General features: G+C 70.9%; 16 protein-coding genes and 2 pseudogenes. 10 read left to right on the forward strand and 8 right to left on the reverse strand.

The window, feature by feature from the left end:
* Positions 1-21: 21 nt before the first annotated feature.
* The 3 genes from JW592_RS06105 to JW592_RS06115 all read left to right on the forward strand — a co-directional run bounded on the left by JW592_RS06105 (position 22) and on the right by JW592_RS06115 (position 3,505).
* Positions 22-834, forward strand: a complete 813-nt coding sequence (locus JW592_RS06105; protein ID WP_209263864.1) for a pectate lyase — start codon at positions 22-24, stop codon at positions 832-834.
* Positions 835-1,524: 690 nt separating this feature from the next.
* The gene (locus JW592_RS06110) at positions 1,525-2,964 is read left to right on the forward strand and encodes a DEAD/DEAH box helicase (RefSeq protein WP_209263865.1); all 1,440 of its coding nucleotides are present in this window, start codon (positions 1,525-1,527) and stop codon (positions 2,962-2,964) included.
* Positions 2,965-3,130: 166 nt separating this feature from the next.
* Positions 3,131-3,505, forward strand: a complete 375-nt coding sequence (locus JW592_RS06115; RefSeq protein WP_209263866.1) for a GvpU-like protein — start codon at positions 3,131-3,133, stop codon at positions 3,503-3,505.
* Positions 3,506-3,610: 105 nt separating this feature from the next.
* On the opposite strand, the gene JW592_RS06120 is transcribed toward JW592_RS06115, so the two are convergent.
* The gene (locus JW592_RS06120) at positions 3,611-4,561 is read right to left on the reverse strand and encodes a sulfotransferase domain-containing protein (RefSeq protein WP_209263867.1); all 951 of its coding nucleotides are present in this window, start codon (positions 4,559-4,561) and stop codon (positions 3,611-3,613) included.
* Positions 4,562-4,861: 300 nt separating this feature from the next.
* Between JW592_RS06120 and JW592_RS06125 the strand changes: the two genes are divergently transcribed.
* Complete coding sequence (locus tag JW592_RS06125; RefSeq protein WP_209263868.1) at positions 4,862-7,153, forward strand: phosphoinositide-specific phospholipase C-related protein; 2,292 nt, start codon at positions 4,862-4,864, stop codon at positions 7,151-7,153.
* A gap of 195 nt (positions 7,154-7,348) precedes the next feature.
* Entirely contained in the window at positions 7,349-8,590 is a 1,242-nt protein-coding gene (locus JW592_RS06130) for a glycosyltransferase (protein WP_209263869.1), read from the forward strand.
* A gap of 115 nt (positions 8,591-8,705) precedes the next feature.
* On the opposite strand, the pseudogene JW592_RS06135 reads toward JW592_RS06130, so the two are convergent.
* Together JW592_RS06135 and putP are read right to left on the reverse strand one after the other, a co-directional pair.
* A pseudogene (locus JW592_RS06135) lies at positions 8,706-9,011 on the reverse strand (phosphotransferase); the annotation flags it as partial.
* Between the two features lie 90 nt (positions 9,012-9,101).
* A complete protein-coding gene (putP, locus tag JW592_RS06140) occupies positions 9,102-10,658 on the reverse strand; it encodes a sodium/proline symporter PutP (protein ID WP_307805304.1) in 1,557 nt (518 codons plus the stop codon).
* Positions 10,659-11,116: 458 nt separating this feature from the next.
* Here putP and JW592_RS06145 point away from each other — a divergent pair, with 458 nt between their 5' ends.
* A complete protein-coding gene (locus JW592_RS06145) occupies positions 11,117-12,811 on the forward strand; it encodes a SpoIIE family protein phosphatase (protein WP_209263872.1) in 1,695 nt (564 codons plus the stop codon).
* A 268-nt stretch (positions 12,812-13,079) separates the two neighbouring features.
* The gene (locus JW592_RS06150) at positions 13,080-14,459 is read left to right on the forward strand and encodes a cryptochrome/photolyase family protein (RefSeq protein WP_209263873.1); all 1,380 of its coding nucleotides are present in this window, start codon (positions 13,080-13,082) and stop codon (positions 14,457-14,459) included.
* A gap of 64 nt (positions 14,460-14,523) precedes the next feature.
* On the opposite strand, the gene JW592_RS06155 is transcribed toward JW592_RS06150, so the two are convergent.
* Together JW592_RS06155 and JW592_RS06160 are read right to left on the reverse strand one after the other, a co-directional pair.
* Positions 14,524-15,915 carry an aspartate aminotransferase family protein gene (locus JW592_RS06155; protein WP_209263874.1) on the reverse strand — a complete coding sequence of 464 codons (1,392 nt, stop codon included), beginning with the start codon at positions 15,913-15,915 and terminating at the stop codon, positions 14,524-14,526.
* A 14-nt stretch (positions 15,916-15,929) separates the two neighbouring features.
* On the reverse strand, positions 15,930-17,420 hold the full coding sequence (locus tag JW592_RS06160; protein ID WP_443742753.1) for a CoA-acylating methylmalonate-semialdehyde dehydrogenase: 1,491 nt from the start codon (positions 17,418-17,420) through the stop codon (positions 15,930-15,932).
* Between the two features lie 164 nt (positions 17,421-17,584).
* On the opposite strand from JW592_RS06160, the gene JW592_RS06165 reads away from it, so the two are divergent.
* Positions 17,585-19,228: a PucR family transcriptional regulator gene (locus JW592_RS06165; RefSeq protein WP_209263876.1), complete on the forward strand. Its 1,644-nt coding sequence runs from the start codon at positions 17,585-17,587 to the stop codon at positions 19,226-19,228.
* 29 nt (positions 19,229-19,257) lie between these two features.
* Here JW592_RS06165 and JW592_RS06170 read toward each other — a convergent pair whose 3' ends face one another.
* Both JW592_RS06170 and JW592_RS06175 read right to left on the reverse strand, forming a co-directional pair.
* Positions 19,258-20,034: a sulfite exporter TauE/SafE family protein gene (locus JW592_RS06170; protein WP_209263877.1), complete on the reverse strand. Its 777-nt coding sequence runs from the start codon at positions 20,032-20,034 to the stop codon at positions 19,258-19,260.
* A 137-nt stretch (positions 20,035-20,171) separates the two neighbouring features.
* Positions 20,172-20,765 (reverse strand): TetR/AcrR family transcriptional regulator, encoded by a 594-nt coding sequence (locus tag JW592_RS06175; protein WP_209263878.1) that lies wholly within the window; start codon positions 20,763-20,765, stop codon positions 20,172-20,174.
* 105 nt (positions 20,766-20,870) lie between these two features.
* Here JW592_RS06175 and JW592_RS06180 point away from each other — a divergent pair, with 105 nt between their 5' ends.
* Complete coding sequence (locus JW592_RS06180) at positions 20,871-21,560, forward strand: nitroreductase (protein ID WP_209263879.1); 690 nt, start codon at positions 20,871-20,873, stop codon at positions 21,558-21,560.
* Between the two features lie 62 nt (positions 21,561-21,622).
* On the opposite strand, the gene JW592_RS06185 is transcribed toward JW592_RS06180, so the two are convergent.
* Complete coding sequence (locus JW592_RS06185) at positions 21,623-21,898, reverse strand: hypothetical protein (RefSeq protein ID WP_209263880.1); 276 nt, start codon at positions 21,896-21,898, stop codon at positions 21,623-21,625.
* 613 nt (positions 21,899-22,511) lie between these two features.
* On the opposite strand from JW592_RS06185, the pseudogene JW592_RS33545 reads away from it, so the two are divergent.
* Positions 22,512-22,859, forward strand: a pseudogene (locus JW592_RS33545) (long-chain acyl-CoA synthetase); the annotation flags it as partial.
* Positions 22,860-22,980: the final 121 nt, after the last annotated feature.

Genomic DNA, 22,980 nt, shown 5'->3' on the forward strand with positions numbered 1-22,980 from the left:
TTCACAGAAGGAGGTCCGCGTATGAGAACCGGACTGCACAGGCGCCGGCCGAGCCTCCGCGCAGCTCTTGCCGGGGCGTTCGCCACCGTCGCGCTGGGCGGGGCCGCCCTGCTCAGCACCTCCGCGGCCCCGGCCGGCGCCGCCGAGCAGTGGCCCGACCCCCAGGGCGAGAAGCCGGTCTCCGAGACGATTCCGGTCTCCGGCACCTACGACGGCGAGATGCAGCGCTTCCACGGCGAGGGCGACCTCGGCGGCGGCGATCAGGACGAGGGCCAGGACCCCCTCTTCGAGCTGGAGGACGGGGCCGTACTCAAGAACGTCGTGCTCGGCAAACCGGCCGCGGACGGTGTGCACTGCATGGGCAGCTGCACCCTGGAGAACGTGTGGTGGGAGGACGTCGGCGAGGACGCGGCCTCCTTCAAGGGCAGCTCCTCCTCCGCCCGCTACACGGTCATCGGCGGCGGCGCGCGCAAGGCCGAGGACAAGGTCTTCCAGTTCAACGGCGCGGGCTCGCTGAAGGTCTCCGGCTTCCAGATCTCCGACTTCGGCAAACTGGTGCGCTCCTGCGGCAACTGCTCCACCCAGCACAAGCGCTCCATAACCGTCGAGGACGTGGACATCACCGCACCCGGCAAGGCCGTCGCGGGCGTCAACGCCAACTACGGCGACACCGCCACCCTGCGCGATATCCGCATCCACGGCGACGCCGGCAAGAAGATCAAGCCCTGTGTCCGCTACCAGGGCAACGACAGCGGCGACGAGCCCGACGAGATCGGCAGCGGACCGGACGGCAAGACCTGCCGCTACTCCGAGTCCGACATCTCGTACGACTGACCGGCCCCCGTCACGGGACGGCGGGGCCCGTACAGCACGGGCCCCGCACATCCCCCGCACATTTCCCGGCGGGCTTCCGAGGGCAGGCGACTCACCGCTGGTGGACCACATGGCCGTGTTACGCTGGGGCGAGTTGCAGTTGTGGTTCCCGAAGATTTCAGCCGCTCCTTCGATCTACATCGATGAGAGCGCTTTTCATTTCCGGCGTTCTCCGGAGGGAAGTCATCGCAGCGACTCCGGTCCCGCAAGAAGCGGTCCGGTCACTGCCCGAGGGAGATGCGATGGCGGTCGGCACCGTGAAGTGGCTCGACGCGGAGAAGGGCCTCGGCCCCCGCGAGCTTCACGAAGGCCGGATCAGCCGACGCGCCGGGGCCGACAACACCGTTCCCGTCTGAGGCCGGCATCGAGGCATCCGTACCCGGCAGCGACGCACCGCCGCGTACGTGTGACCGCGCGTAGGCGACGGGGCTTGGCGCGTGGCCCGTCCGCCGAGGCGACCGCCGTCCGCTCAGGCCCGCCCGCCGCTCTCCTTTTCCATTCGTCGTCGTTTTTCCGGAAAACCGGCCGCTTCTGTGGCCAGTTTTCTCCGTCTTCTCACCGGCTCGTTCTTGCGAATGCTCCGGCAGCTCGATCGGTTTCCTGCTGCCGGACGAATTCCCTCGATGCGTGCCGCACCGAGGAAGGTTTTGCATGAATCGCTCCACTCGCACCAACGACAGCTCTCACCGCTCCCGCAAGGGCGGTGCCCCCGGTTCCGGCCGGGGCCGCAACGGCCGTCGTCCCGTCGCCTCCCGCCCCAGGGAGTTCGCCCTGCCGGTCAGCAGCACCGCGCCGCTTCCCGCCGTCGAGAAGTTCTCCGAGCTGGACCTGCCCGACCGGCTGAGCGCCGCGCTCCGCTCCGAAGGCATGACGGTGCCGTTCCCGATCCAGGCGGCGACACTGCCGAACTCACTGGCGGGGCGCGACGTTCTGGGCCGCGGCCGCACCGGCTCGGGCAAGACGCTCGCCTTCGGCCTCGCGCTGCTCGCCCGTACCGCGGGGCAGCGGGCCGAGGCCCGGCAGCCCCTCGCGCTCGTGCTCGTACCCACGCGGGAACTGGCGCAGCAGGTGACCGAGGCCCTGACCCCCTACGCCCGGTCGCTCCAACTCCGGCTCGCCACTGTGGTCGGCGGCATGTCGATCGGTCGTCAGGCGAACGCGCTGCGCAGCGGGAGCGAGGTCGTCGTCGCGACCCCCGGCAGGCTCAAGGACCTCATCGACCGGGGTGACTGCCGGCTGGACCAGGTCGCCATCACCGTCCTGGACGAAGCCGACCAGATGGCGGACATGGGGTTCATGCCCCAGGTGACCCAGCTGCTCGACCAGGTACGGCCCCAGGGGCAGCGGCTGCTCTTCTCCGCCACCCTGGACCGGAACGTCGACCGCCTGGTCCGCCGCTACCTGACCGATCCGGTGGTCCACTCCGTCGACCCGTCCCAGGGGGCGGTCACCACGATGGAGCACCACGTGCTGCACGTACACGACGCCGACAAGCAGGCCACCGCAGTGGAGATCGCCGCCCGTGACGGGCGGGTGCTCATGTTCCTGGACACCAAGCACGCGGTGGACCGGTTGACCAAGCGGCTGCTGGCGGTGGGCGTACGCGCCTCGGCGCTGCACGGCGGCAAGTCCCAGTCCCAGCGCACCCGCACGCTCTCCCAGTTCAAGACCGGGCACGTCACCGTCCTGGTGGCCACCAATGTCGCAGCCCGCGGCATCCACGTCGACAACCTCGACCTGGTCGTCAACGTCGACCCGCCCAGCGACCCCAAGGACTATCTGCACCGCGGCGGCCGCACGGCGCGTGCCGGTGAGTCCGGCACCGTCGTCACGCTTGCCGTGCCCGACCAGCGCCGCAGCGTGGACCGTCTGATGGCGGACGCCGGTGTCGGGGCGCGGATGACCAAGGTCCGCTCCGGCGAGGCCGAGTTGAGCCGTATCACCGGTGCCCGGAAGCCGCCCGGCGTGCCGGTCACCATCGCGGCGCCGGTCGCCGAGCGGCCCAAGCGCACCGAAGCGGCCGCCCGCGGACGGCGGAACAGGCCCGCCAGGGGGCGCCGCCGCCCGTCCTCCGGCGGCATCGCCGCGTAAGCTTCCCCAGCCGCGCTCGACGGGCCGGCCCCGCTCAGGGGGCCCGGCCCTGCGCAGCGGTCCGGTACGCGACCGGGTCGCAGGGGCCGGTCACAGCGGTCCGTCGCAGCGGCGCGCCACCCCGCGCGTCGCGGAGCCGGTACGCGGCCTTATACCATCAGCAGCCATGTCGAATGCTGACGAGCTGCTCGTCGACATCGCCGCCATGGTGGAGTCGGAGCAAACCAATCAGATGTCTCTCACCGTCGTGGTGCACGGGGCTGTCATCACAGGCCGGCTGGCGCCGGAAGCGGTGTGGAGGCAGCGAGTGGCCGAGGTCCTGAGGGACTCGGACCGGCTGGGTCCCTTCGCCGGTACTTTCATGGCGGTACCGGACAGCACGGAGCCCCGGGACGCCGCCTCGCCGTCCTATCTGCACTTCCATGTGGCCAGGATTCTCCAGGGTCAGGTGGGCATCCCGGAAACGGGCGGGATGTACCGGATCGCGATCAAGGACGTGAGCGCCTGGACCGTCGGGGACCTCAGCTACTCCGACCAGTGAAGGCTGCCTCTGAACGGCTGCCCCTGAACGGTCGCCTTTGACCGGCTGCCCCTGACCGGCGGTTGCCCACGGCGGCCGAGGGACGCCCCGTTCGGCCCGGTCCGCTCAGCTCTCCGCCTCGGCGGGGAGCGGGTGGGCCGGGTGCAGCCAGGCCGCCATGCCGCTACTGACGCATCCTGCTGTGACCTCCGCGTACCGGAGCAGGTCCGGCTCGGTCAGGATCTCCTCCCACTGGCCGGATGAGCCCCGGTGGAAGAATTCTCGGGGGTTGCGCCAGATGCCCGTCCCGGCCTCGGGGACCAACTGGTCGGCCCGGCCGCGCATCGCCTCGAAAGTCGCCGCCCGCACCAGTTCGGGGAACCTCTCCTCCTCCACCGCGACACCCAGCCGCCGGGTCAGCCGGCGCATGCTCCCGGCCAGGTCGGACTTGAGGTCGTCGTAGTGCAGCAGCACCACGTTGCCGAGGTGCCGGGCCTCCCAGAACGTCCGCAGGTGGTGCAGCGTGAACCGCAGGCTCGCGGGCGCCTCGGCCACCGGGGTGCGGTCCTCGACCCAGCGCCGAAAGCCCGCAGCACCAGGCTCTGCGGCCTCCCGCACCCGCCTGGCCGCCTCCTCGGCTCCCTTCTCGCCGCCCGCCCGCGCGCGGGCGCGGGCGACGGCCGCCGGGTCCATGTTGGCCATGTGGTGCTGCATCGACACCCCCACGTCGCGCGGGTCACGGCCCACGCACACATACGTCACGCGGGCGTCGTAGGGCAGCCCGTCCAGCGGGGTGTGCGACTTGACGAACCGGCGGTGCGGCTGCGCCGCGAGAGAGGCCAACACCTCGCCGTGGTCCCGGTAGCGGGCGTCCAGCCAGGGCGACATGGAGTCCAGGGGCTGCGGGAACTCGGCCGTGCCATGTATGAGAAGTGCGCAGATCATCTGTGTCCATGTGGTGCCGCACTTGGGCGGCGTACTGATCACTATGTCGCCCTCTCGGAACGGGAAGTCCGCCCAGCGTGCGCTGTCGAGGACGGGGGACCGGTACCGCACCACCGGACGATCGCCTGCCACTGTTTCCACCACCCGGTCGTCAACTCCTCCCGCGCTGCGCTGTAGCAGCGTCTGTACGGACCGTACCCACCCTCGCGCGGGAAGGGGCGCTCGTCCATGGCGCCTCCGTTGCCGGTGCCCTCGTTCACGGCGTCTCCCTCCGGCCCCGGCCGAAGCCCGCTGACCGGACGCGCCCGCCCTCCTCTAGCCTGATGGGAGCCTGTGTGCTGCCGCAGTCGTACGGCGCTGCGGCGGCATGCCGCGCCCGGAGCGCACGCCACGCGCCGGGCGCTCGGACAGCACACGACCACGGGAGTGCGGGTGTCGCGCAACGCGAACGAAGGTGTCCCTGAGACGGAACGGGAGGAGAACGCGCCAGACCGCGCGCCCGGCTCGCCGAAAACCCCCGCCCGCCGGGGCACATGGCGCCAGGCGCGCTGGGTGGGCTTCGCCCGGCCGGTGGCGGCGGTACTGGCGGCGGTGTGCGTGACGGTGCTGGCGACGGTTGGCACGCTGCGCAACACGGTCCTGGACCGCGGCTTCTACCAGCAGGTGCTGGACGACGAACGGGCGTACGACCGGCTCTACGACGAGGTGCTCGTCGACCCCGAGGCCCGGCCGGTCACCAGCAGCCTGCTGGCGCGGCTCCCGGTACCCGGCGCTGTGGTGACGGCGAACCTGAAGACCGTCCTGCCCCCGGCGACCGTACGGGAGCTCACGGATGAACAGATCGGGGCCGTCACCGGCTATCTGCGCGGCGACACCGACACCCTGGCTCTCTCGGTCGACCTCACCCCCGTGCTGGCGAACGTGGACAAGCTCGCGGACGTGTACCTCGGGGGGCTGGTCTCCGAGGCGCAGGGCCGGGAGAAGGTCGACCTCCCGGCAGCACAGAAGCGCATCGAGGCTGCTGTCGACGACGTCGCGGCCGGCCGGCGGCCGGCGGATCTGCCCACCGTCGAGCTGAGCGACCGGGCCGCGGAAAACGTCAGCACCTTTCTGCTCTCCCGCGTTCCCGAGAGCGAACGCGACGCGCTCAGGCCGCAGGTCGAAGGAGCGCTCCGGGTGGGCGACGTGGCTACGGCGCTGGCCGCGGTCGGCCCGCATGTGGTCGGCGGACGGGCGGGCGCCGGTGCCGAGGAGGGCGAACAGGAACTGCTGCGCATCACCGAGGGTGGCCGGTGGAACGTTGTGGAGGACCTGGAGAGCGCCGGGATGCACACCGGCGCGCTGAAGTCCGCGCGGAGCATCACCCACACCCTGGGATGGGTCTACACCCTCGCCGTCGTCGTCGGCGTACTCTCCGTCGCCTTCCTGTGGGTCACAGGACCGCGCCGCAGGCTCCGGCGGCTGCGCGCCATCGGCTGGAGCCTCGCCGCGGGCGGCGGCCTGACGGCCGCGCTCTTCGGGGCGGTCCGCTGGAAGGCGGACGGCATGTGGGGGGAGGCGCCCGGCTCCTGGCCGCCGTCGCTCGCCGCCCTGGTGGAAGACCTGGAGAAGTCGGCGCTGGAGACCCTGACGACCGCCGGGCTCGTCGCCGCACTGATTCCGCTGGCCGTCGGGGTGCTGCTGGCCGCCCTGTCCTCCGTACGGCGGCGGCCCAGGGCCGCGCGATCCCTGACCGCACGCGGCCGCACCTGGCTGCTGGCCGCGATGTCCGCCGTCACCGCCACCGCCGTGGTGCTGGGCGTCACCTTCGTCCCCGCGACGGCGAGCGGCACCCAGGAGCTGCACTGCAACGGCTCGGTCCACGCCTGCGAGCTGCGCTACGACCAGGCCGCCTACCTCGCCACCCACAACTCGATGTCGACGACCGCCGACCGCTTCATCAGCCCGCTCCAGGACGGTGACATCACCGCCCAGCTCGAAGGCGGTGCCCGGGCGCTGCTCGTGGACACCCACACCTGGGAGCGGCCCGACCAGATCGCGGAGCGGATGAAACTCTCCGAGTTCGCGCCGGAGATGCGGGACCGGGTCACGGGGCTGATCGACAAGGCCCACCCCTCACGGCCGGGGCTGTGGCTGTGCCACGCCGTCTGCCGCGGCGGTGCCGTCCCGCTCGTCGACACCCTGCGCGACATCCGCTCCTGGCTCGACGAGCACCCGGGCGAGGTGGTGACGCTGATCGTCCAGGACGGCATCTCCGGCGAGCAGACGGCGTCCGCGTTCCGGAAGGCCGGGCTGGGCCGTCTCCTGTTCACCCCCGACGACGACCCCCAGGCGCAGTGGCCGACGCTGGGCGAGATGGTCAAGGATGACAAGCGCCTGGTGGTCTTCGCGGAGCACGCCGACGGCCCGGCCGACTGGTACCGCAACTTCTACCGGTACGGCATGGAGACGCCCTACGCCTTCTCGGCGCCCGAGGACATGAACTGCGTCCCCAACCGCGGCGGGAGGAACAAGAAGCTCTTCCTGATGAACCACTTCGTCACCCGGGCAGGGGGCAGCAGGATCGACGCCAGAAAGGTCAACGCGAAGGACTTCGTGCTCGACCGTGCCCGGCACTGCGAGGCCGCGCGCGGAAATCCGGTCAACTTCGTCGCCGTCGACTTCGCCAACCTCGGTGACGCCGCGGGCGCCGTCGAAGCGCTCAACGCGGCACGCGAACCGTAGCGGTCCCGTGCGGCCACGAGCCCTGGGGACAAGGGGCCGGGCCGCTTCAGCGGCACGAAAAGAAAAGAGGCAAGGAGAACCACTCCCTGCCACTCTCAACCTATAGCGCACCGGGGGGCTTGCGGCAAGAGCCCGGGGAGGGCGCAGGATTGTCGCTCCCGGCGGGGAGGCCGGGAGAAATGGGGGATTCGCGGCATGCGTATGGTGTTGACGACTTGGGGTTCGCGCGGGGACGTCGAACCGGTGGCGGGGCTCGCGGTGCGGCTGCGGGAGCTGGGGGTGGAGGTGCGGGTGTGCGCGCCGCCGGACGAGGAGTTCGCGGCGCTGCTCGGCGGTGTCGGCGTGCCGCTGGTGCCGCTCGGTCCGACGGTGCAATCGGTGGTGACCGGCGCGAGGCCGCCGTCGGCGGCGGACGCCTTCCGGCTCGCGCCCCAGTTGGTCGCCGCGCGGTTCGACACGCTCATGACGGCGGCAGAGGGGTGTGACGCACTGCTGGCGACCGGTCTCATGCCGGCCGGCGCGCGTTCGGTGGCCGAGAAGCTGGGCATCCCCTACGTGTTCGCCTGCTTCCATCCGTTCGGGCTGCCGTCCCGTCACCTGCCTCCGATGCAGCGGCCGGGCAAGCCCTCTCCGGAGGGCGAGAAGGACATCAAGGCGCTGTGGGCGCAGGACGCCGAGCGCGTGAACGGGCTGTACGGCGAGGCGCTCAACAGCCACCGCGCTGCGATCGGGCTGCCTCCGGTGGACAACGTCCGCGACTACGTTCTCACCGACCGGCCATGGCTGGCGGCAGAGCCGGTGCTGGGCCCGTGGCAGGAGATGACGGACCTGGACCTCGTGCCGACGGGGGCGTGGGTGCTGCCGGACGAACGCCCGCTCCCGGACGGGCTGGAGGCGTTCCTGGAAGCCGGAGAGCCGCCCGTGTACGTCGGCTTCGGCAGTATGGCTCTGCACACCGCGCGGGACATGGCGCGGGTGGCCATCGAGGCGGTCCGGGCGCACGGCCGCCGCGTGCTCCTCGCCCGGGGCTGGGCCGACCTGGCCCTGATCGACGACCGGGACGACTGCTTCGTCGTCGGCGAGGTCAACCATCAGTCGCTGTTCGGGCGGGTGGCTGCTGTCGTGCACCACGGCGGCGCCGGCACCACGACCACGGCGGTGCGGGCCGGCGTGCCCCAGGTGGCGGTACCCCAGATCGCGGACCAGCCGCATTGGGCCGCGCGTATCGCCGAATTGGGTATCGGCTCCGCACACGACGGCCCGACGCCGACCTTCGAGTCGCTTTCGGCGGCGCTCACCACGGCTCTGAGCCCCGGAACCCGGGCCCGGGCGAGGGCCGTGGCCGGGGAGATCCGTACCGACGGGACGACGGTGGCTGCGGAAATGCTGCTCGACGCGGTGAGCCGGGACAGGTCGTCGGCGTCCGCGTCCGCGTGAGCCATCCGGAATCGCCGAGCCGGGGACGAGGCACCGCGGGCGCTGTGCCGTCCCCGGCGCCGGACGACCCCCGTTCCCAGACGCCGGACCGGGGGCCTCAGCCTCGCGGGCAGCGGGCAGGCTCCCCGGCTCCCAGCAGCTCGGGGATGCGCGTGGGCAGCAGCGGCACGAGCCGGGACAGCCATTCCCGCTCCGTCGGCACATCGTCGGCCCCGCCCCGCGTCAGCGGCAGCCGCACGGCCTTGTCTTCGCCCAGTCGGTAGACGGCATTGACCGTGCCGCCGGACCGCCGGCGCGCGATCGCCGCACCCGTCCACTGCGGGAACTGTCCGCCGATCATTCGCCGCACGAGGCCGTCGTCGACCGGACAGGGGCCGGGATGCGTGCCGAGGTGCGTATGCCCGGTGCTCGTGGACGTCATCCGGAAACCGGACACCGTGCGCCGACGGACGTCAAAGGGCTTTCAACCCGGCCCGGACACCTCGGCAACCCGCTAGGCCGTGCGGGGAAGTCACCACCTCCCCGAGTCGTCCATGGGCGGCGCGGGGGAGGGGGGCGGGACGTTCTGGGTCCCCGGCGCCGCCTGCGGGGCGGCGTCGGTCAGCGCGACGTTGCTCCAGTCGAGCGTCGGGCGGCGGCCGACGAACTTGCCGAAGACCAGCGCCGCGGCGGTGGCGGCGACCACGCCCGGCACCATCTCGTAGATGCCGGACTCCAGTGGGCCGAGGAGCGGGTCGATCTGCTTCCACAGCAGCACGGTGAGGGCTCCGGTGACCATTCCGGCCTTCGCCCCGGCCGCTGTCATGCGCGGCCAGAACAGCGACAGGAGGATCACCGGCCCGAAGGCCGAGCCGAATCCCGCCCAGGCGTACGCGACGATGTCGAGGACGCCGCCGCCGCTCAGCGCGATCACATAGGCGATCAGCGCCACTGCCAGCACGCTCAGCCGCCCGATCAGCAGCAGTGTCGTATCGGAGGCACGCCGGTTGAGGAACGCCCGGTAGAGGTCCTCGGTGAGCGAGGTGGCCGAGACCAGCAGTTGGCTGTCCACGGTGGATTTGATGGCTGCCAGTACGGCCACCAGCAGGACCCCGGCGACCCAGGGGGAGGTCAGGTGGGCGGACAGCGTGATGATGACCGTCTCCGGGTTCGAGAGCGGTTTGTCGAGCGCGACGATTCCGGTGAGACCGATCAGCGAGGCACCCGCCAGGACGACGATCACCCAGCTGACGCCCAGGCGGCGGGCCAGCGGTATGTCCCGCGTGCTGCGGATGCTCATGAAGCGGGTCAGGATGTGGGGCTGGCCGAAGTAGCCGAGCCCCCACGCGAGCAGGGAGATCAGCGCGACGGCCCCGAGCGGCTCGCCCGCCGTCCACTTCTTCTCCGCGAAGGATGCCTCGGCTCCCGGGTCGAGCAGCGCGGGAGTGACCGCGTCGAGGTCGCTCTGCAGCGCCTCGAAGCCGCCGAGCTGCCAGAGGGTGATCGCGGGGAGGGCGACGGCGGTGAGGATCATCAGCGTGCCCTGGATGGAGTGGCTGACGCTCAGGGCCCGGAACCCGCCGAGGATGGTGTAGATGACGATCACCACGGCGAAGACGGTCAGCCCTAGCTCGAATCCGGCGCCGAAGATCTCGTCGGCCAGCAGCCCGCAGGCGACCAGCCCGCTGGCGACGTAGACGGTGAAGAAGACGACGGTGACGGTCGCCGAGAGGAGCCGGATCACTCTGCTGCGGTCCTCGAACCGTTCCTCGAGATATGAGGGCAGGGTCACAGCGCCGACCCGCTCGGTGTAGACGCGCAGGCGGGGAGCGACGAGGCGCCAGTTGAGATACGTGCCGACGATCAGGCCCGCGGCGATCCAGGTGGCGCCTATTCCCGCCGCGTACACGGCGCCCGGCAGACCCAGGAAGAGCCAGCCGGACATGTCGGCGGCTCCGGCGGACAGGGCGGCCACCGGAGCGGTGAGCTTACGACTGCCGACCGTGAAGTCGTCGAATGTGGTCGTTTCCTCATGCGTCACGACGCCGACCATGACCATCGCAATCAGAAAGACTCCGAATGTGATCATGACTGGGACGGTCAGGGCGATCATGCGTATTACTCCTGTGTTGCGGAAGCGACCCTTGGCATATGCGTATGCGGCCACACTCGGGCAGGGAGAGGCTGGAGCTTAAGAAGGGGCAGCGCTTACTGGCGAGAGAATGCGACACACGAAGCCGTGATCGGTTCCGGATCGTGATACAAGCGCGGCTCTCCATTCCTGCCGCGCCTCACCGGCCCGCCGCCCACCCGGCTGACGGGCCGCCCGATTCGCCGAGATCCGGGGGAGTCCTGCTCGATCTTCAGCGCATCCATTGAATATCGATGGGAACCCCTCGACAGTCGGTGGATGCATCATTTCTTCACAGCGCCCCTGCCGGGTGGGCACAAGAGGGCTCCCCGGCGCCTGCGCGCCGCCTTCCGCTCGGCGGCGACGGGGGCGATCATCGCGCCGAGACGGGAAGCAACCAGGTCGAGGAGTCACGGATGACGGTCCCGAGCGGGGACGGGCACGGTGGGCGGCAGCCTTCGGGCGGACCCACCCAGGTGCACGGCGCCGGCATGCTGTTGCTGGACGACCAGGCGCGCATCGTCGAAGTGAACCGTGAGGCCGAGCGCATGCTGGGTTTCCGGGCGGCCGAGCTGCTCGGCGACGACGCCCACGACCGTCTGCACCGCGACCAGCACGGGCACACGACGCCCCGTAGCAGCTGCCCCGCACTGCGGGCCTATCACAGCGGCCGGCCGGCTCAGGGGGAGTGGGGCTGGTACGAGTGCGGCGACGGCACCCTGCTGCCCGTCCGCTGGTTGATCACGCCGTGCCGGACGGCTGACGGCGTCGAGGGCGCGATGATCCTCCTCCACGAGCACGCTCCAGGCGCGGGCGAGGACGAGCGCGAGGCCGCCGAAGAGGAGCCGCTGTCGGAGCTGGACCGGCTGGCGCTGCTGGCCGAGGTCACGACCACGCTGACGTCGACCCTGGACGTCCAGGAGGCGCTGCGCCGGCTCACGCGGCTGGTGGTGCCGCGCCTGGCGGACTGGGCCATCATCGACCTGATCACCGAGGGGGACGAGGTCTGGCGGGCTTCGGTCGTCCACTACGAGGACGGTGACCTGGTCATCCGGGACGACCTCCAGGGGCCGATGCCCCCCATCCCCCAGGAGTCCGGGATGCCGCTGTCGCGGGCGCTGCGGGGAGCCGCGTCGACGCTGGCGGGGCCCGAGACCTATCAGGGCCCGCCGGACGCGGGCATCGCGGTCGCACAGCGGAAGCTGTTCGAGGTGACGGGGATGCGCTACGCGGCCATCGCCCCGATCCATGGAGTACGTGAGGTACTGGGGGCGCTCACGCTGGGCCAGGCCGAACGGCCCGAGCGGGTGGCCGATCTGGCGCTGTTGGAGGACATCGCGCGCCGGGCGGGGCTGGCACTGGAGAACGCGCGTCTGTACCAGCGCCAGCGCCGGGTCACCGAGACCATGCAGCGCCACTTGCTGCCGCAACTGCCCCACGAGCCCGGCCTGCAGATGGCCGTGCGGTATGTGGCCGCGCCGGAGGGCTCCGAGGTGGGAGGCGACTGGTACGACGCCTTCCCACTACCGGACGAAACGGTGGCGGTGGCGATCGGTGACGTCGTGGGGCACGACGCCGACGCGGCCGCCGCGATGGCACAGGTCCGCAACATGCTGCGCGCCTACGCCTGGTCGTACGAGGAACCACCCAGCGGCATCGTCGACCGGCTCGACCAAGCCATGCGGAACATGACCGATGCCTCGCTGGCCACCCTCATCTTCGGCCGGATCGAAGGCGGGGGCGAGGACGGCAAGTCCTGCCGCGTCAGCTGGACCAACGCGGGACATCCGCCGCCCCTGCTGGTCACGCACGACGGCGCGGCCCAGTTCCTGGACAGCACCGTCGACCCGCTGATCGGCGCGGGACTCGCCGTCGGCCGTGAGGACGCTGCCGTGGAGCTGCCGCCCCTGTGCACATTGCTCTTCTACACCGATGGTCTGATCGAGTCGCGGTCGCATGCCCTCAGCGAGGGTCTGGACCGGCTGAGCCAGCACGCCGCCGCGCTGGCTCGTCGGCCCCTCGACACCTTCTGCGACCTGCTGCTCAGCCGCGTCCGGCCCGACGACAACGACGACGATGTCGCCCTGCTCGCCGTACGCAGACCCGGCTGAGCCTTCCGCGGGACGGAACGAGCTGTTCGGCCCCGTCTGCCGGACATCCGCCGCTTGAGGGGCTCGGTGGAACGCCCCCACCGGCTCGGCCACCTGCCGGGGGCGACACGCCGGACAGGCGCGAGCCGTAGCGGCGGCGGGCGCGGCGCGGCATGCTGGGGCGCCGCCGGATTCCGGTTGGCGCAGTCGGCGGCCGATCGGGGCGGACGGGCGGTATCACGCCGAGTGAAGCCGTCGAGAAGGGCAACATCGACACTGGAGAGGCGCGATGGCCACCTCGGTGGTGCTGTTCACCCGGGATCTCCGCCTGCGCGACAACTCGCCGTTGCGTGCGGCCCAGGACACCGCCGACGCCGTGGTTCCGCTTTTCGTGCAGGACGATGCCATCTGTGCCGCCGGTTACGCCGTACCCAACAGGCGCGCCTTCCTCGCCGACTGCCTCGCCGACCTCGACCGTCAGCTGCGGGAGCGGGGCGCCCGCCTCATCGTACGTACGGGTGATGTCGTCGAGCAGGTCTGCCGGGTGGCGCACGAGGCCGACGCGCACGAGGTGCACATGTCCGCCGACGTCAGCGCCTACGCAGACCGGCGGGAGAAGAAGCTGAGTTCGGCGCTGGCAGCCGCTGGTCGGCGGTTGCGTGTCCACGACCGGATGGTCACAGCAGTCGCCCCGGGCGAGATCACCCCCGCAGGCAAGGACCACATGGCCGTCTTCACCCCGTACTTCCGGCGCTGGGAAAAGGCCCGGCAGCGCCCCTCGCACGGCGCGCCCGCCCGGATCACCGCCGCCAAAGGCGTCGCCACCGAGAAGCTCCCTTCCCGCCGTCGGATCGAGGGTGTCTCACCCGGGGTCCCGGCGGGGGGCGAGACCGCCGGCCGCAAGCAGTTCGCCGGCTGGCGGCAAAAGGGCATGGACGCCTACGCGGACCACCACGACGATCTGGCGGGCGATTGCACCTCGCGTCTCTCCCCGCACCTGCACTTCGGGACCCTGTCGCCCGTCGAACTGGTGGCCAGGGCCCGTGAGCGGGGCGGGACCGGCGCCGAGGCGTTCGTGCGGCAGCTCGCCTGGCGCGACTTCCACCACCAGGTCCTGGCTGCCAGACCGCAGGCCGCCCGGGTCGACTACCGTACGCACGGGGACCGCTGGCGCTCCGCCAGGGAAGCCCGCGATCAGATCGAAGCATGGAAGCAGGGGCGCACGGGATACCCGGTGATCGACGCCGCCATGCGCCAGCTGCGGCACGAGGGCTGGATGCACAACCGGGGCCGCCTCCTGGCCGCCGGATTCCTCACCAAGACCCTCTACGTCGACTGGCGCATCGGCGCCCGCCACTTCCTCGACCTCCTCGTGGACGGCGACATGGCCAACAACCAGATGAACTGGCAGTGGGTGGCGGGAACGGGCACCGACACCCGTCCCAACCGGATCCTCAACCCCCTCGTCCAGGCCAAGAAGTACGACCCGGCCGGCGACTACGTACGGCGCTGGGTGCCCGAACTGGCGGCCATCGAAGGCCGTGCGGTCCACGAGCCGTGGAAGCTGCGCGGCCCGCACGGGAAGAATCACGCTGCTCCGGACTACCCCGAGCCCATCGTCGACCTCGCCGCCGCGTCGGAGCGCTTCCGGCGGGCACGCGGGAAGTGACCGTCCCGCCTCCCGTTCGAAGCAGGCGACCGCAGTACGCGACGGAGGTGTCGCGGGCAGCCGGCTACCGGTCGTCGTCGGCGCCCGTGCCCGTGCCCTCGCCCAGGACCAGGGTGTCGACGAGTTCCAGCACTTGGTCGAGGGCGGCGAGACCCTCGCGGGTCTCCGCGTCGGTGATGGTGCAGGGCGGGACGAGGTGGATGCGGTTGGAGTTGCTGAAGGGGAGCAGGCCCAGCTTCTTCGCGGTGCGGACGGCCTCGGCCATCACCGGGCTGCTGCCGCCTGTCGGTGCCACGGGCTGCCTGGTGTGCCGGTCGGCGACCAGTTCGACGGCCCAGAAGACACCGCGGCCGCGGACCTCTCCCACGCTGGGGTGCCGCTCGGCGAGCCGGTCGAGTTCCGGCCCGATGACCTCGGTTCCGATGCGCCGGGCGTTGTCCAGGATGCCGTCACGTTCCATGACGGTGATGGCGGCAGCGGCTGCCGCGCACGCCAGCGGGTGGCCGGAGTAGGTGAGGCCACCGGGGTAGGCGCGGTGGGCGAAGTGGTCGGCGACCCGGTCCCCGAGGGCGACACCGCCGAGCGGCACATAGCCCGAGTTGACGCCCTTGGCGAAGGTCAGCAGGTCGGGGACCACACCTTCGTCGCCGCAGACGAACCAGGCACCGGTACGGCCGAACCCGGTCATCACCTCGTCGACGATGAGCATGATGCCGTATCGGTCGCACAGTTCGCGTACGCCGGCGAGATAGCCGGGTGGAGGGAGCATGATCCCGGCGGTGCCGGGGATTGCCTCCAGCAGGACCGCCGCGACCGTCTGCGGGCCCTCCAGCTCGATGACCTGTTCGAGATGAGCGAGCGCGCGCCGGCACTCCTCCGCCTCTGTCGTCGCGTCGAAGTGGCTGCGGTAGAGGTACGGGCCGAAGAAGTGGACCACGCCCGAGTCGCCGTTGTCGTTGGGCCAGCGGCGCGGGTCGCCGGTCAGGTTGATCGCGGTCTGCGTTCCGCCGTGGTAGGAGCGGTAGCGGGTCAGCACCTTGGGGCGGCCGGTGACCAGCCGGGCCATACGTACGGCGTGCTCGTTGGCGTCGGCGCCGCCATTGGTGAAGAAGACCCGGTCCAGGTCGCCGGGGGTGCGCTCACAGATCAGGCGGGCCGCTTCGGAGCGCTGGTCGTTGGCGTGCTGCGGGGCGACGGTGGCCAGGGTACGGGCCTGGTGGGCGATCGCCTCGACGACGTAGGGGTGCTGGTGACCGATGTTGGTGTTCACCAGCTGGGAGGAGAAGTCGAGCAGCCGGTTGCCTTCGCCGTCCCAGATGTAGGAGCCCTCGGCGCGGGTGACGACCATCGGGTCGAGTTCGGCCTGCGCCGACCAGGAGTGGAAGACGTGGCGGCGGTCGAGCTCGTAGGTCCGGGCGACGGCGCGGCTGTTGAGCTCGTGCTGGACGAGGGTCATGGCGGGTGTCTCCTTCAGGCCGTCTGCGGGAAGCCGAGGTCGAGGCCGGCCTGGCTCGGGGCACGCCAGCGGGTGGTGACGACCTTGCCGCGGGTGAAGAAGTGCACGCCCTCGGTGCCGTGCGCATGGGTGTCGCCGAACAGCGAGCTCTTCCAGCCGCCGAAGCTGTAGTAGGCCATCGGCACCGGGATCGGCACATTGACGCCGACCATGCCGACCTCGACCTCGTTCTGGAAGCGCCGCGCCGCGCCGCCGTCGTTGGTGAAGATCGCCGTCCCGTTGCCGTACGGATTGGAGTTGATCAGCTCAAGGGCCTCGTCGTAGGACTCGGCGCGCAGGACGGACAGGACGGGCCCGAAGATCTCGTCCGTGTAGCAGCTCATCCGGGTGGTGACGTGGTCGAGCAGCGTGGGCCCGAGCCAGAAGCCGTCCTGGCCGCCGTCGGCGCGGACCTGGCGGCCGTCCACGACCAGCCGCGCGCCGTCCCGCTCGGCCTGGTCGATGTAGGAGGCCACCCGGTCGCGGTGCGCTGCGGTCACCAGCGGCCCCATGTCGCAGCCCCGGGTGCCGTCGCCGGTCCTGATGCCCCGGGCCCGCTCGGCGATCTTCGCGACCAGTTCGTCCGCGACGGCGCCGACGGCCACCACGGCCGAGATCGCCATACAGCGCTCACCGGCCGAGCCGAATCCGGCGTTGACCATGGCGTCGGCGGCCTGGTCGAGATCGGCGTCGGGCAGCACGACAGCGTGGTTCTTGGCCCCGCCCAGGGCCTGGACCCGCTTGCCGTTGGCGGTCCCTGTGGCGTACACGTGGCGGGCGACGGGGGTGGAGCCGACGAAGCTGACGGCCTTGACCGACCGGTGGGACAGCAGGGTGTCGACCGCCGCCTTGTCACCCTGGAGCACGTTGAAGACGCCGGGGGGCAGCCCTGCCTCCGCCCACAGCTCGGCCAGCCACAGCGCCGCCGACGGTGCCTTCTCACTCGGCTTGAGCACCACGGTGTTGCCGGCCGCGATGGCCACCGGGAAGAACCACATGGGCACCATCGCGGGGAAGTTGAACGGGGCGATGATGCCGACCACCCCGAGCGGCTGCCGGACCGAGTGCACATCCACCTCGCTCGAGGCGTTCTCGCTGAAGGCGCCCTTGAGCAGGTGTGGCATGCCACAGGCGAACTCCACGACCTCCTGGCCGCGGGTCACCTCGCCCAGCGCGTCGGACAGGACCTTGCCGTGCTCCGCTGTGATGATCCGGGCGAGCTCGTCCTTGCGCTGGTTGAGCAGTTCGCGGAAGCGGAAGACGATCGCGACACGCTTGGCCAGCGACGTGTCCCGCCAGGCCGGAAAGGCTGCCGCGGCCGACTCGATCACGGTGCGGGAGTCCGTCTCGTGGGCCAGGGCCACCTCGCGGGCGACCGCGCCGGTCGCCGGATTGGTCACTGCGGCGGCACGTCCGCTCGTACCCGGGAACGCCTTGTTGTCGACCCAATGCCCGACCCGGGTCACCTCGCTGGTCACCACTGACCGCCTCGCTCTCGCTCGATACCTCACTGCGGCACGGGCCGGACACCGGGGAGCCGTCCGACGGCCCGGCCCGGCCCACAGTGAGGCTGCCAGTGGGGGCGCCGACAGTCTGTACAGCAGGGCGGCAAGTTTTTTACGATGTGTAAATGCAGCCGACCGTACGGGAAGTCCTCCAGCTGTCAGCGCTGGCCGCCGGGCGGCCGCGCGTCGTCGGCGGCCGTGACCACCTCGACCGTCCGGTCAGATGGGTGCACATCAGCGATCTTCCCGACCTCACCGACCTGCTGGAGGGCGGCGAACTCGTACTGACCACCGGCCTTCCCCTGGTCGACGGCGGTCCCCGGGCCGAGGCGTATCTGAGCATGCTGGCAGCCCAGGACGTGGCTGGTGTCGTCGTCGAGCCGGGCACCCACATCGAGGACCTGCCCGCACACCTCGGAGCCCTCGCCGACTCCCTCTCGCTGCCCGTGGTGACCCTGACCGGCAGAATCCGATTCGTCGAGGTCACTCAGCAGGTGCACCGGCTGATCGTGGCCGAGCAGTACGAGGAGGTCGAGTTCGCCCGCACCACCCACGAGGTCTTCACCTCGCTCAATCTCGCCGGGGCCTCCACCACTGACATCGTCACCCGCGCGGCACAGACCCTCGGTGCCCCGCTCGTCCTGGAAGATCTCAGTCGCCATGTGCTGGCCTTCTGCGCCCTGGACACCTCGACCACCGCTCTCCTGCACCGCTGGGCGGAACGCTCCCGCCTCCACGACGCGGCGACCGACAACCCGGCCACCGGCCGTGCAGCCACCGGCCGTGCGGCCACCGGCCGTGCGGGCACCCTCGCCTGGCCCGCTGTCCCGGTGGGCGTCGGCTCCGAGCGCTGGGGCCGCCTCGTACTGCCCGCGCAGACCCGGGAGACCTCTCGCGTGCGGATGGTCCTGGAGCGCGCGGCGCAGTCCCTCCAACTGCACCGGATGATCCAGCAGGAGCGTGAAGCGCTCGTGGTGCAGGCGCTCGGCGGCCTCCTCGACGACCTGCTGAGCGGCCGCGTCACCGAGGAGGCCGAGGCCATGGCCCGCGCCACAGCACTCGGCCTCACTCCCGGCAGCCGGTACGCGCCGCTGTCCGTGCGCATCCCCCAGCACCCTGGCACCGACGCACTCGCACAGGGCGAGTCCGATCGGCGCCTGCTGACCGCCGTCCGCCAGGCGGCCACCGCCGTCGGCGGCAGCGCCATCGCCGCCATCCGCCGCGAGGGGGCCGTCTCGGCGGTCATCGCCTGCCCGCCCAAGGGTGCCGACCCCACCCTGGAAGCGCTGTGCAGGGGACTGGCGGAGCGCCTGGCCGGCCGTGGCGGCACCCAGGGCTGGGCCGCCGGAACCGCACCCTCCGCTACGGGCCTCATCGGGGCGGCACACGGCCTCACCGAGGCGGAACACGTCGCCGACGTCGGCCTGACCATGCCCGAACCGCACCGCCTCTACCGCTCGACCGACGTGCGGCTGCGCGGACTCGTCGCCCTGCTCCGTGACGACCACCGCCTCCAGGCGTTCGCCGAGACGGAACTGGGCCGCCTGCTCGACCACGACGCGCGTACCGGAGAGAACCTCCTGGCGTTCCTGCGCGCTCACCTCGAATGCGCCGGCTCCAAGACCGGTACAGCCCGCCGCACGGGTCTGAGCCGCCCCACTCTCTACAGCCGGTTGCGCACCCTGGAGCGCATCCTGGGCGTCTCGCTGGAATCGGCCGAGTCACGCACGTCGCTCCACACCGCACTCATGGTCATCGACGCGCGCTGACAGGCCCGGCGCCGAGAATTGCCGGTGTCTCAGCTCCACCACTGGTCATAGGCGAGTTTGCCGACCAGGCCGACGACGGTGGTCAGCAGGACGATCCGTACGAAGCCGCTGCCCCGCTTGAGGGCCATGTGCGCGCCGACGAGGCCGCCCGACATGTTGAAGACCGCCATCGGCACCGCCAGCTTCCACAGCACCGCGCCCTGCCAGGCGAACAAGGAGAGGGCACCGATATTGGTGCAGACGTTGACGACCTTGGTGGTGGCCGAGGCGGTGACCATGTCCATATTGAGGAGGGCCACCAGGGCGATCACCAGGAAGGCTCCCGTGCCGGGGCCGAGCAACCCGTCGTAGAAGCCGATGCCGACCCCCGCCACCGCGAAGGCCGTCAACAGGCGCCGTCGGGTGACCACCCCGCCCGGAGCCTGTCCGAACTGCGGGCGCAGCACCACGAACGCGGCGACACACAGCAGCAGCACCATGATCAACGGCCGGAGCACGGCGCTGTTCACCCCGGCGGCGAAGAACGCCCCGCCCGCCGAGGACAGCGCCGCCACCACGCCCATCCGGCACGCCAGCCGCACATCGACCGGTGCCTTGCGCAGGTAGGTGGAGGCGGCGGCCGCGGTTCCGACGAGGCTCACCGCCTTGTTGGTACCCAGTGCGTACGCCGGAGGCAGGTGGGGGAGTCCGATCAGGAGAGCGGGCAGCTGGAGCAGGCCGCCCCCACCGACGACCGCGTCGATCCAGCCGGCCAGTGCGGCGGCGACGCACAGCACCGCCACGGCGGTGAACGATATGTCATACACGGATGCAGCGGTCCTCGGTCCTCAGGCGCACGGCGGCGGATCGGGCGCGGGGTGCCCGCCTCCAGCGCCGGAACCCCCGCCAAGGTCGCCCCAGCATCTCAGGCGATCATCCGCGCCTGCCGCCGAGGCTCCCCAGGTCAGCCCGGCTTCGCCAGCGCGTGTTCGAGGAGGAGTTCCGCGGCCGCCCGCGCGTGCCGACCGTAGTCCGCTTCGCCCAGCACCATGGCGCGGCTGGCCGCTCCGTCGGCGAGGGTGACCAGCTGTTCGGCCAGCGGCCCGGGGCTGCGGCAGTCCAATTCCGTCAGCAGTACGGTGACCAGCTCCACCATCCGCAGCTTCTGTTCGCGGGCGTAGGAGTGGACCCTGCTCCCGGGGTCGGGGAACTCCGCCGCGGCATCGATGAACGGGCACCCGCGCACCGGCGCCGCCTCCGCCGTCGGTTGGTCGAACAGGCTCAGAATCCGCTCCCGCACGGAGATGTCCTCACGGGTCAGCGCGCTCTCCAGGGTGGCGCCCGACGACGCGAGGTCCTTCAGATGGGCGATCACCAGGTCGCTCTTCGCCGGAAAGTGCGCGTAGAGCGTGCGCTTGGACACCGGGGCCTCCTCCGCGACCTGCTCCATGGCGGTCGCGTTGATCCCCTGCGTCGCGAACAGCCGCGCGGCGGCGGCCAGGATGCGCTCGCGCCCGCCGCGCCCCCGTCGTTGACCCGTCGTCGGCGCCGTAACCATGAGCCAACTATACGCCCGCGTTTACTTGGCGGAGATGGGTGGGTTAAGGTCGGACTCAATGTAAACGCCTCCGTTTACTTATCGAGTCGCTTTCGAGGAGATCCCATGACCTGGTCGGACACCACCGAACTGAGCGCACACGCGGAGAAGCTGATACGGGGCCGCCATGCGACCCGCGCTTTCCGGCCGGAAGCGGTGCCCGAGGAGACGCTGCGTGCGATCTTCGCGCTGGCCGGCGCCGCTCCGTCCAACTCCAACGCGCAGCCGTGGCAGGTCGAGGTGGTGAGCGGCGCGATGCGTGAGCGTCTGGCAGGTTCCCTCCAGACGGCCCACGCCCACAAGCGTGTCTCGGTCGACTTCCCGTACTCCGAGGAGATGTACACGGAGCAGCACCAGGCCCGCCGGGCCGCGTTCGGTGCCGAGCTCTACGGCACTCTGGGCATCGGCCAGGACGACCACGCGGCGCGCGCCGCCTACGACGCCGAGAGTCTGGGCTTCTACGGCGCGCCGCACGTCGCCTTCCTGTTCGTCACGGGCGAGGGCGGGGCGCGCCTCGCCGCGGACGTCGGTGCCTATATGCAGACCCTGCTGCTGGCCATGACCGCCTACGGCGTGGACAGCTGTCCACAGGGGCTGCTGAGCTTCTACGCCGACACGGTCCGCGACGAGTTGGGCATCAGCGAGGGAAAGCTGCTCGTGGGAATCTCCTTCGGCTATGCCGACGAGGCGGCGCCGGTGAACCGGGTCGCGACTCCACGGGCCGCACTCACGGAGACCACGGCTTTCCATCGCTGAGTTCCATGGATGGCGCCCTCGGGTGAGGACCTTACGGCCCCTGCCTGGCAGGGGCCCGACCCTCACTCAAGGGCTCGGTAGGCGGGCGGCGGGTCGAGCAGTTCGGGGTGCTCCACCGGGTACCGCTCACCGTGCAGAGCCAGCATCGCCCAGTGCCACGCCTCGTCGTGGAAGACGAGGCCACGGTAGGGGTCACCGTCCGGCTCGAACGGATAGCACTCCAGGGCCGCTTCCCATGCCGCTGCCGGTGACAGACCGCCATGGTGCCGCATCACCCACGCGTAGGCACGCCGCTCGGAATGCAGACATTCGCGGTACTCAGCCTCGCTCCACGTCATGCCCGAATCCTCGACCTGGGAACCGATAGGGGGCGTCTGGTTGTCAACAGGGTGACAGCCGTGGCCTGCGATGGTGCAGTCGGGGTGTTTCTCGCCCCGCTGGCGCACCCAGTTGAAGCTGCCGCCGCCATGTACGGGGGCGGCGACGGCCACGGTTGGGGAGACCAGGCCGAGGCACCGGCGACAACGACGGACGAGGCACCCACGCAAGCCCGACACGTCGAACTGGTGGCTTCGTCCGCTGCGCGTCGGGGCGTCTTGGTGGCCCAAGTCCTGTGAACAGCGCTCAGGGCTGTTGAACCGCGCTCAGGGCTGTCGGCCCGGCAGGCGGGAGCCCGGGGGCACTTGGCCATCTTGACCGGTTGTGAAACGCGAACGTAACCTGCCTCGCAGTCGGGCTCGCACTGATCAATGGGCAAAACAGTGCCTGGAAGCCATTTATGGGAGTCGAGCGTCGGGCTCCTCTTCGACCGCAGGGCTGAAACAGGGAAGCCCATGCTTTTCCGTCTCAGCCGTCCGATGGATATCGACCCTGCGAGTCAGAGAATTCTCGACGTCACGGCGATCGCCGAATGTGTCAGAAACACCGCCGGTGCGCTGTACGCGGCAGGGGGTGCGTTCCGGTGACCGGCTCGCCGTCTACAAGGAGAACCACTTCGACTGTCTGCTGCTCGCGGCTGCCGGGGTGCGGATCGGCGCCGTTCCGGTCATGCTGTCGGGGCTGCTGCCGCCCGACTCGGTCCGGCCGTTGCTGCAGCGGGTCGCTCCCGAACTGCTGGTGGGCAACCGGCGGTTGCTGGAGGAGAAGGGGAGCGACGGAAGTACGCTCTCCTCGTTCGCGGAGCGCACCTTGTGCCTCGACGGGAGTGTCCCGGACGCGCTCGCCCTCTCCGATGTCCTCGGCGGTCCGGAACCGTCCCCGGTGGTGCGTGGCGACGACGAGTTGATGATGCTCACCCACACTTCCGGTACACCGGAATTCCTACCTCCCGGCAGGCGTACGCGACCATCCGGCCGGCTCGGTGAGGAATGCCCTGTCGTGGTGCGGTGCCTGCGTGTCGTACGGCGTGTAGGGGCGCGCG

Source organism: Streptomyces spirodelae, from assembly GCF_017676385.1.
In the GTDB taxonomy this organism is placed as follows: domain Bacteria; phylum Actinomycetota; class Actinomycetes; order Streptomycetales; family Streptomycetaceae; genus Streptomyces; species Streptomyces spirodelae.

Coding starts and splice junctions, on each gene's coding strand:
- putP (WP_307805304.1), bottom strand. CDS start 10,658: ATGATCACATTCGGAGTCTTTCTGATTGCGATGGTCATGGTCGGCGTC.
- JW592_RS06145 (WP_209263872.1), top strand. CDS start 11,117: ATGACGGTCCCGAGCGGGGACGGGCACGGTGGGCGGCAGCCTTCGGGC.
- JW592_RS06175 (WP_209263878.1), bottom strand. CDS start 20,765: ATGGTTACGGCGCCGACGACGGGTCAACGACGGGGGCGCGGCGGGCGC.
- JW592_RS06115 (WP_209263866.1), top strand. CDS start 3,131: ATGTCGAATGCTGACGAGCTGCTCGTCGACATCGCCGCCATGGTGGAG.
- JW592_RS06185 (WP_209263880.1), bottom strand. CDS start 21,898: ATGACGTGGAGCGAGGCTGAGTACCGCGAATGTCTGCATTCCGAGCGG.
- JW592_RS06110 (WP_209263865.1), top strand. CDS start 1,525: ATGAATCGCTCCACTCGCACCAACGACAGCTCTCACCGCTCCCGCAAG.
- JW592_RS06150 (WP_209263873.1), top strand. CDS start 13,080: ATGGCCACCTCGGTGGTGCTGTTCACCCGGGATCTCCGCCTGCGCGAC.
- JW592_RS06105 (WP_209263864.1), top strand. CDS start 22: ATGAGAACCGGACTGCACAGGCGCCGGCCGAGCCTCCGCGCAGCTCTT.
- JW592_RS06130 (WP_209263869.1), top strand. CDS start 7,349: ATGCGTATGGTGTTGACGACTTGGGGTTCGCGCGGGGACGTCGAACCG.
- JW592_RS06165 (WP_209263876.1), top strand. CDS start 17,585: ATGCAGCCGACCGTACGGGAAGTCCTCCAGCTGTCAGCGCTGGCCGCC.
- JW592_RS06180 (WP_209263879.1), top strand. CDS start 20,871: ATGACCTGGTCGGACACCACCGAACTGAGCGCACACGCGGAGAAGCTG.
- JW592_RS06155 (WP_209263874.1), bottom strand. CDS start 15,915: ATGACCCTCGTCCAGCACGAGCTCAACAGCCGCGCCGTCGCCCGGACC.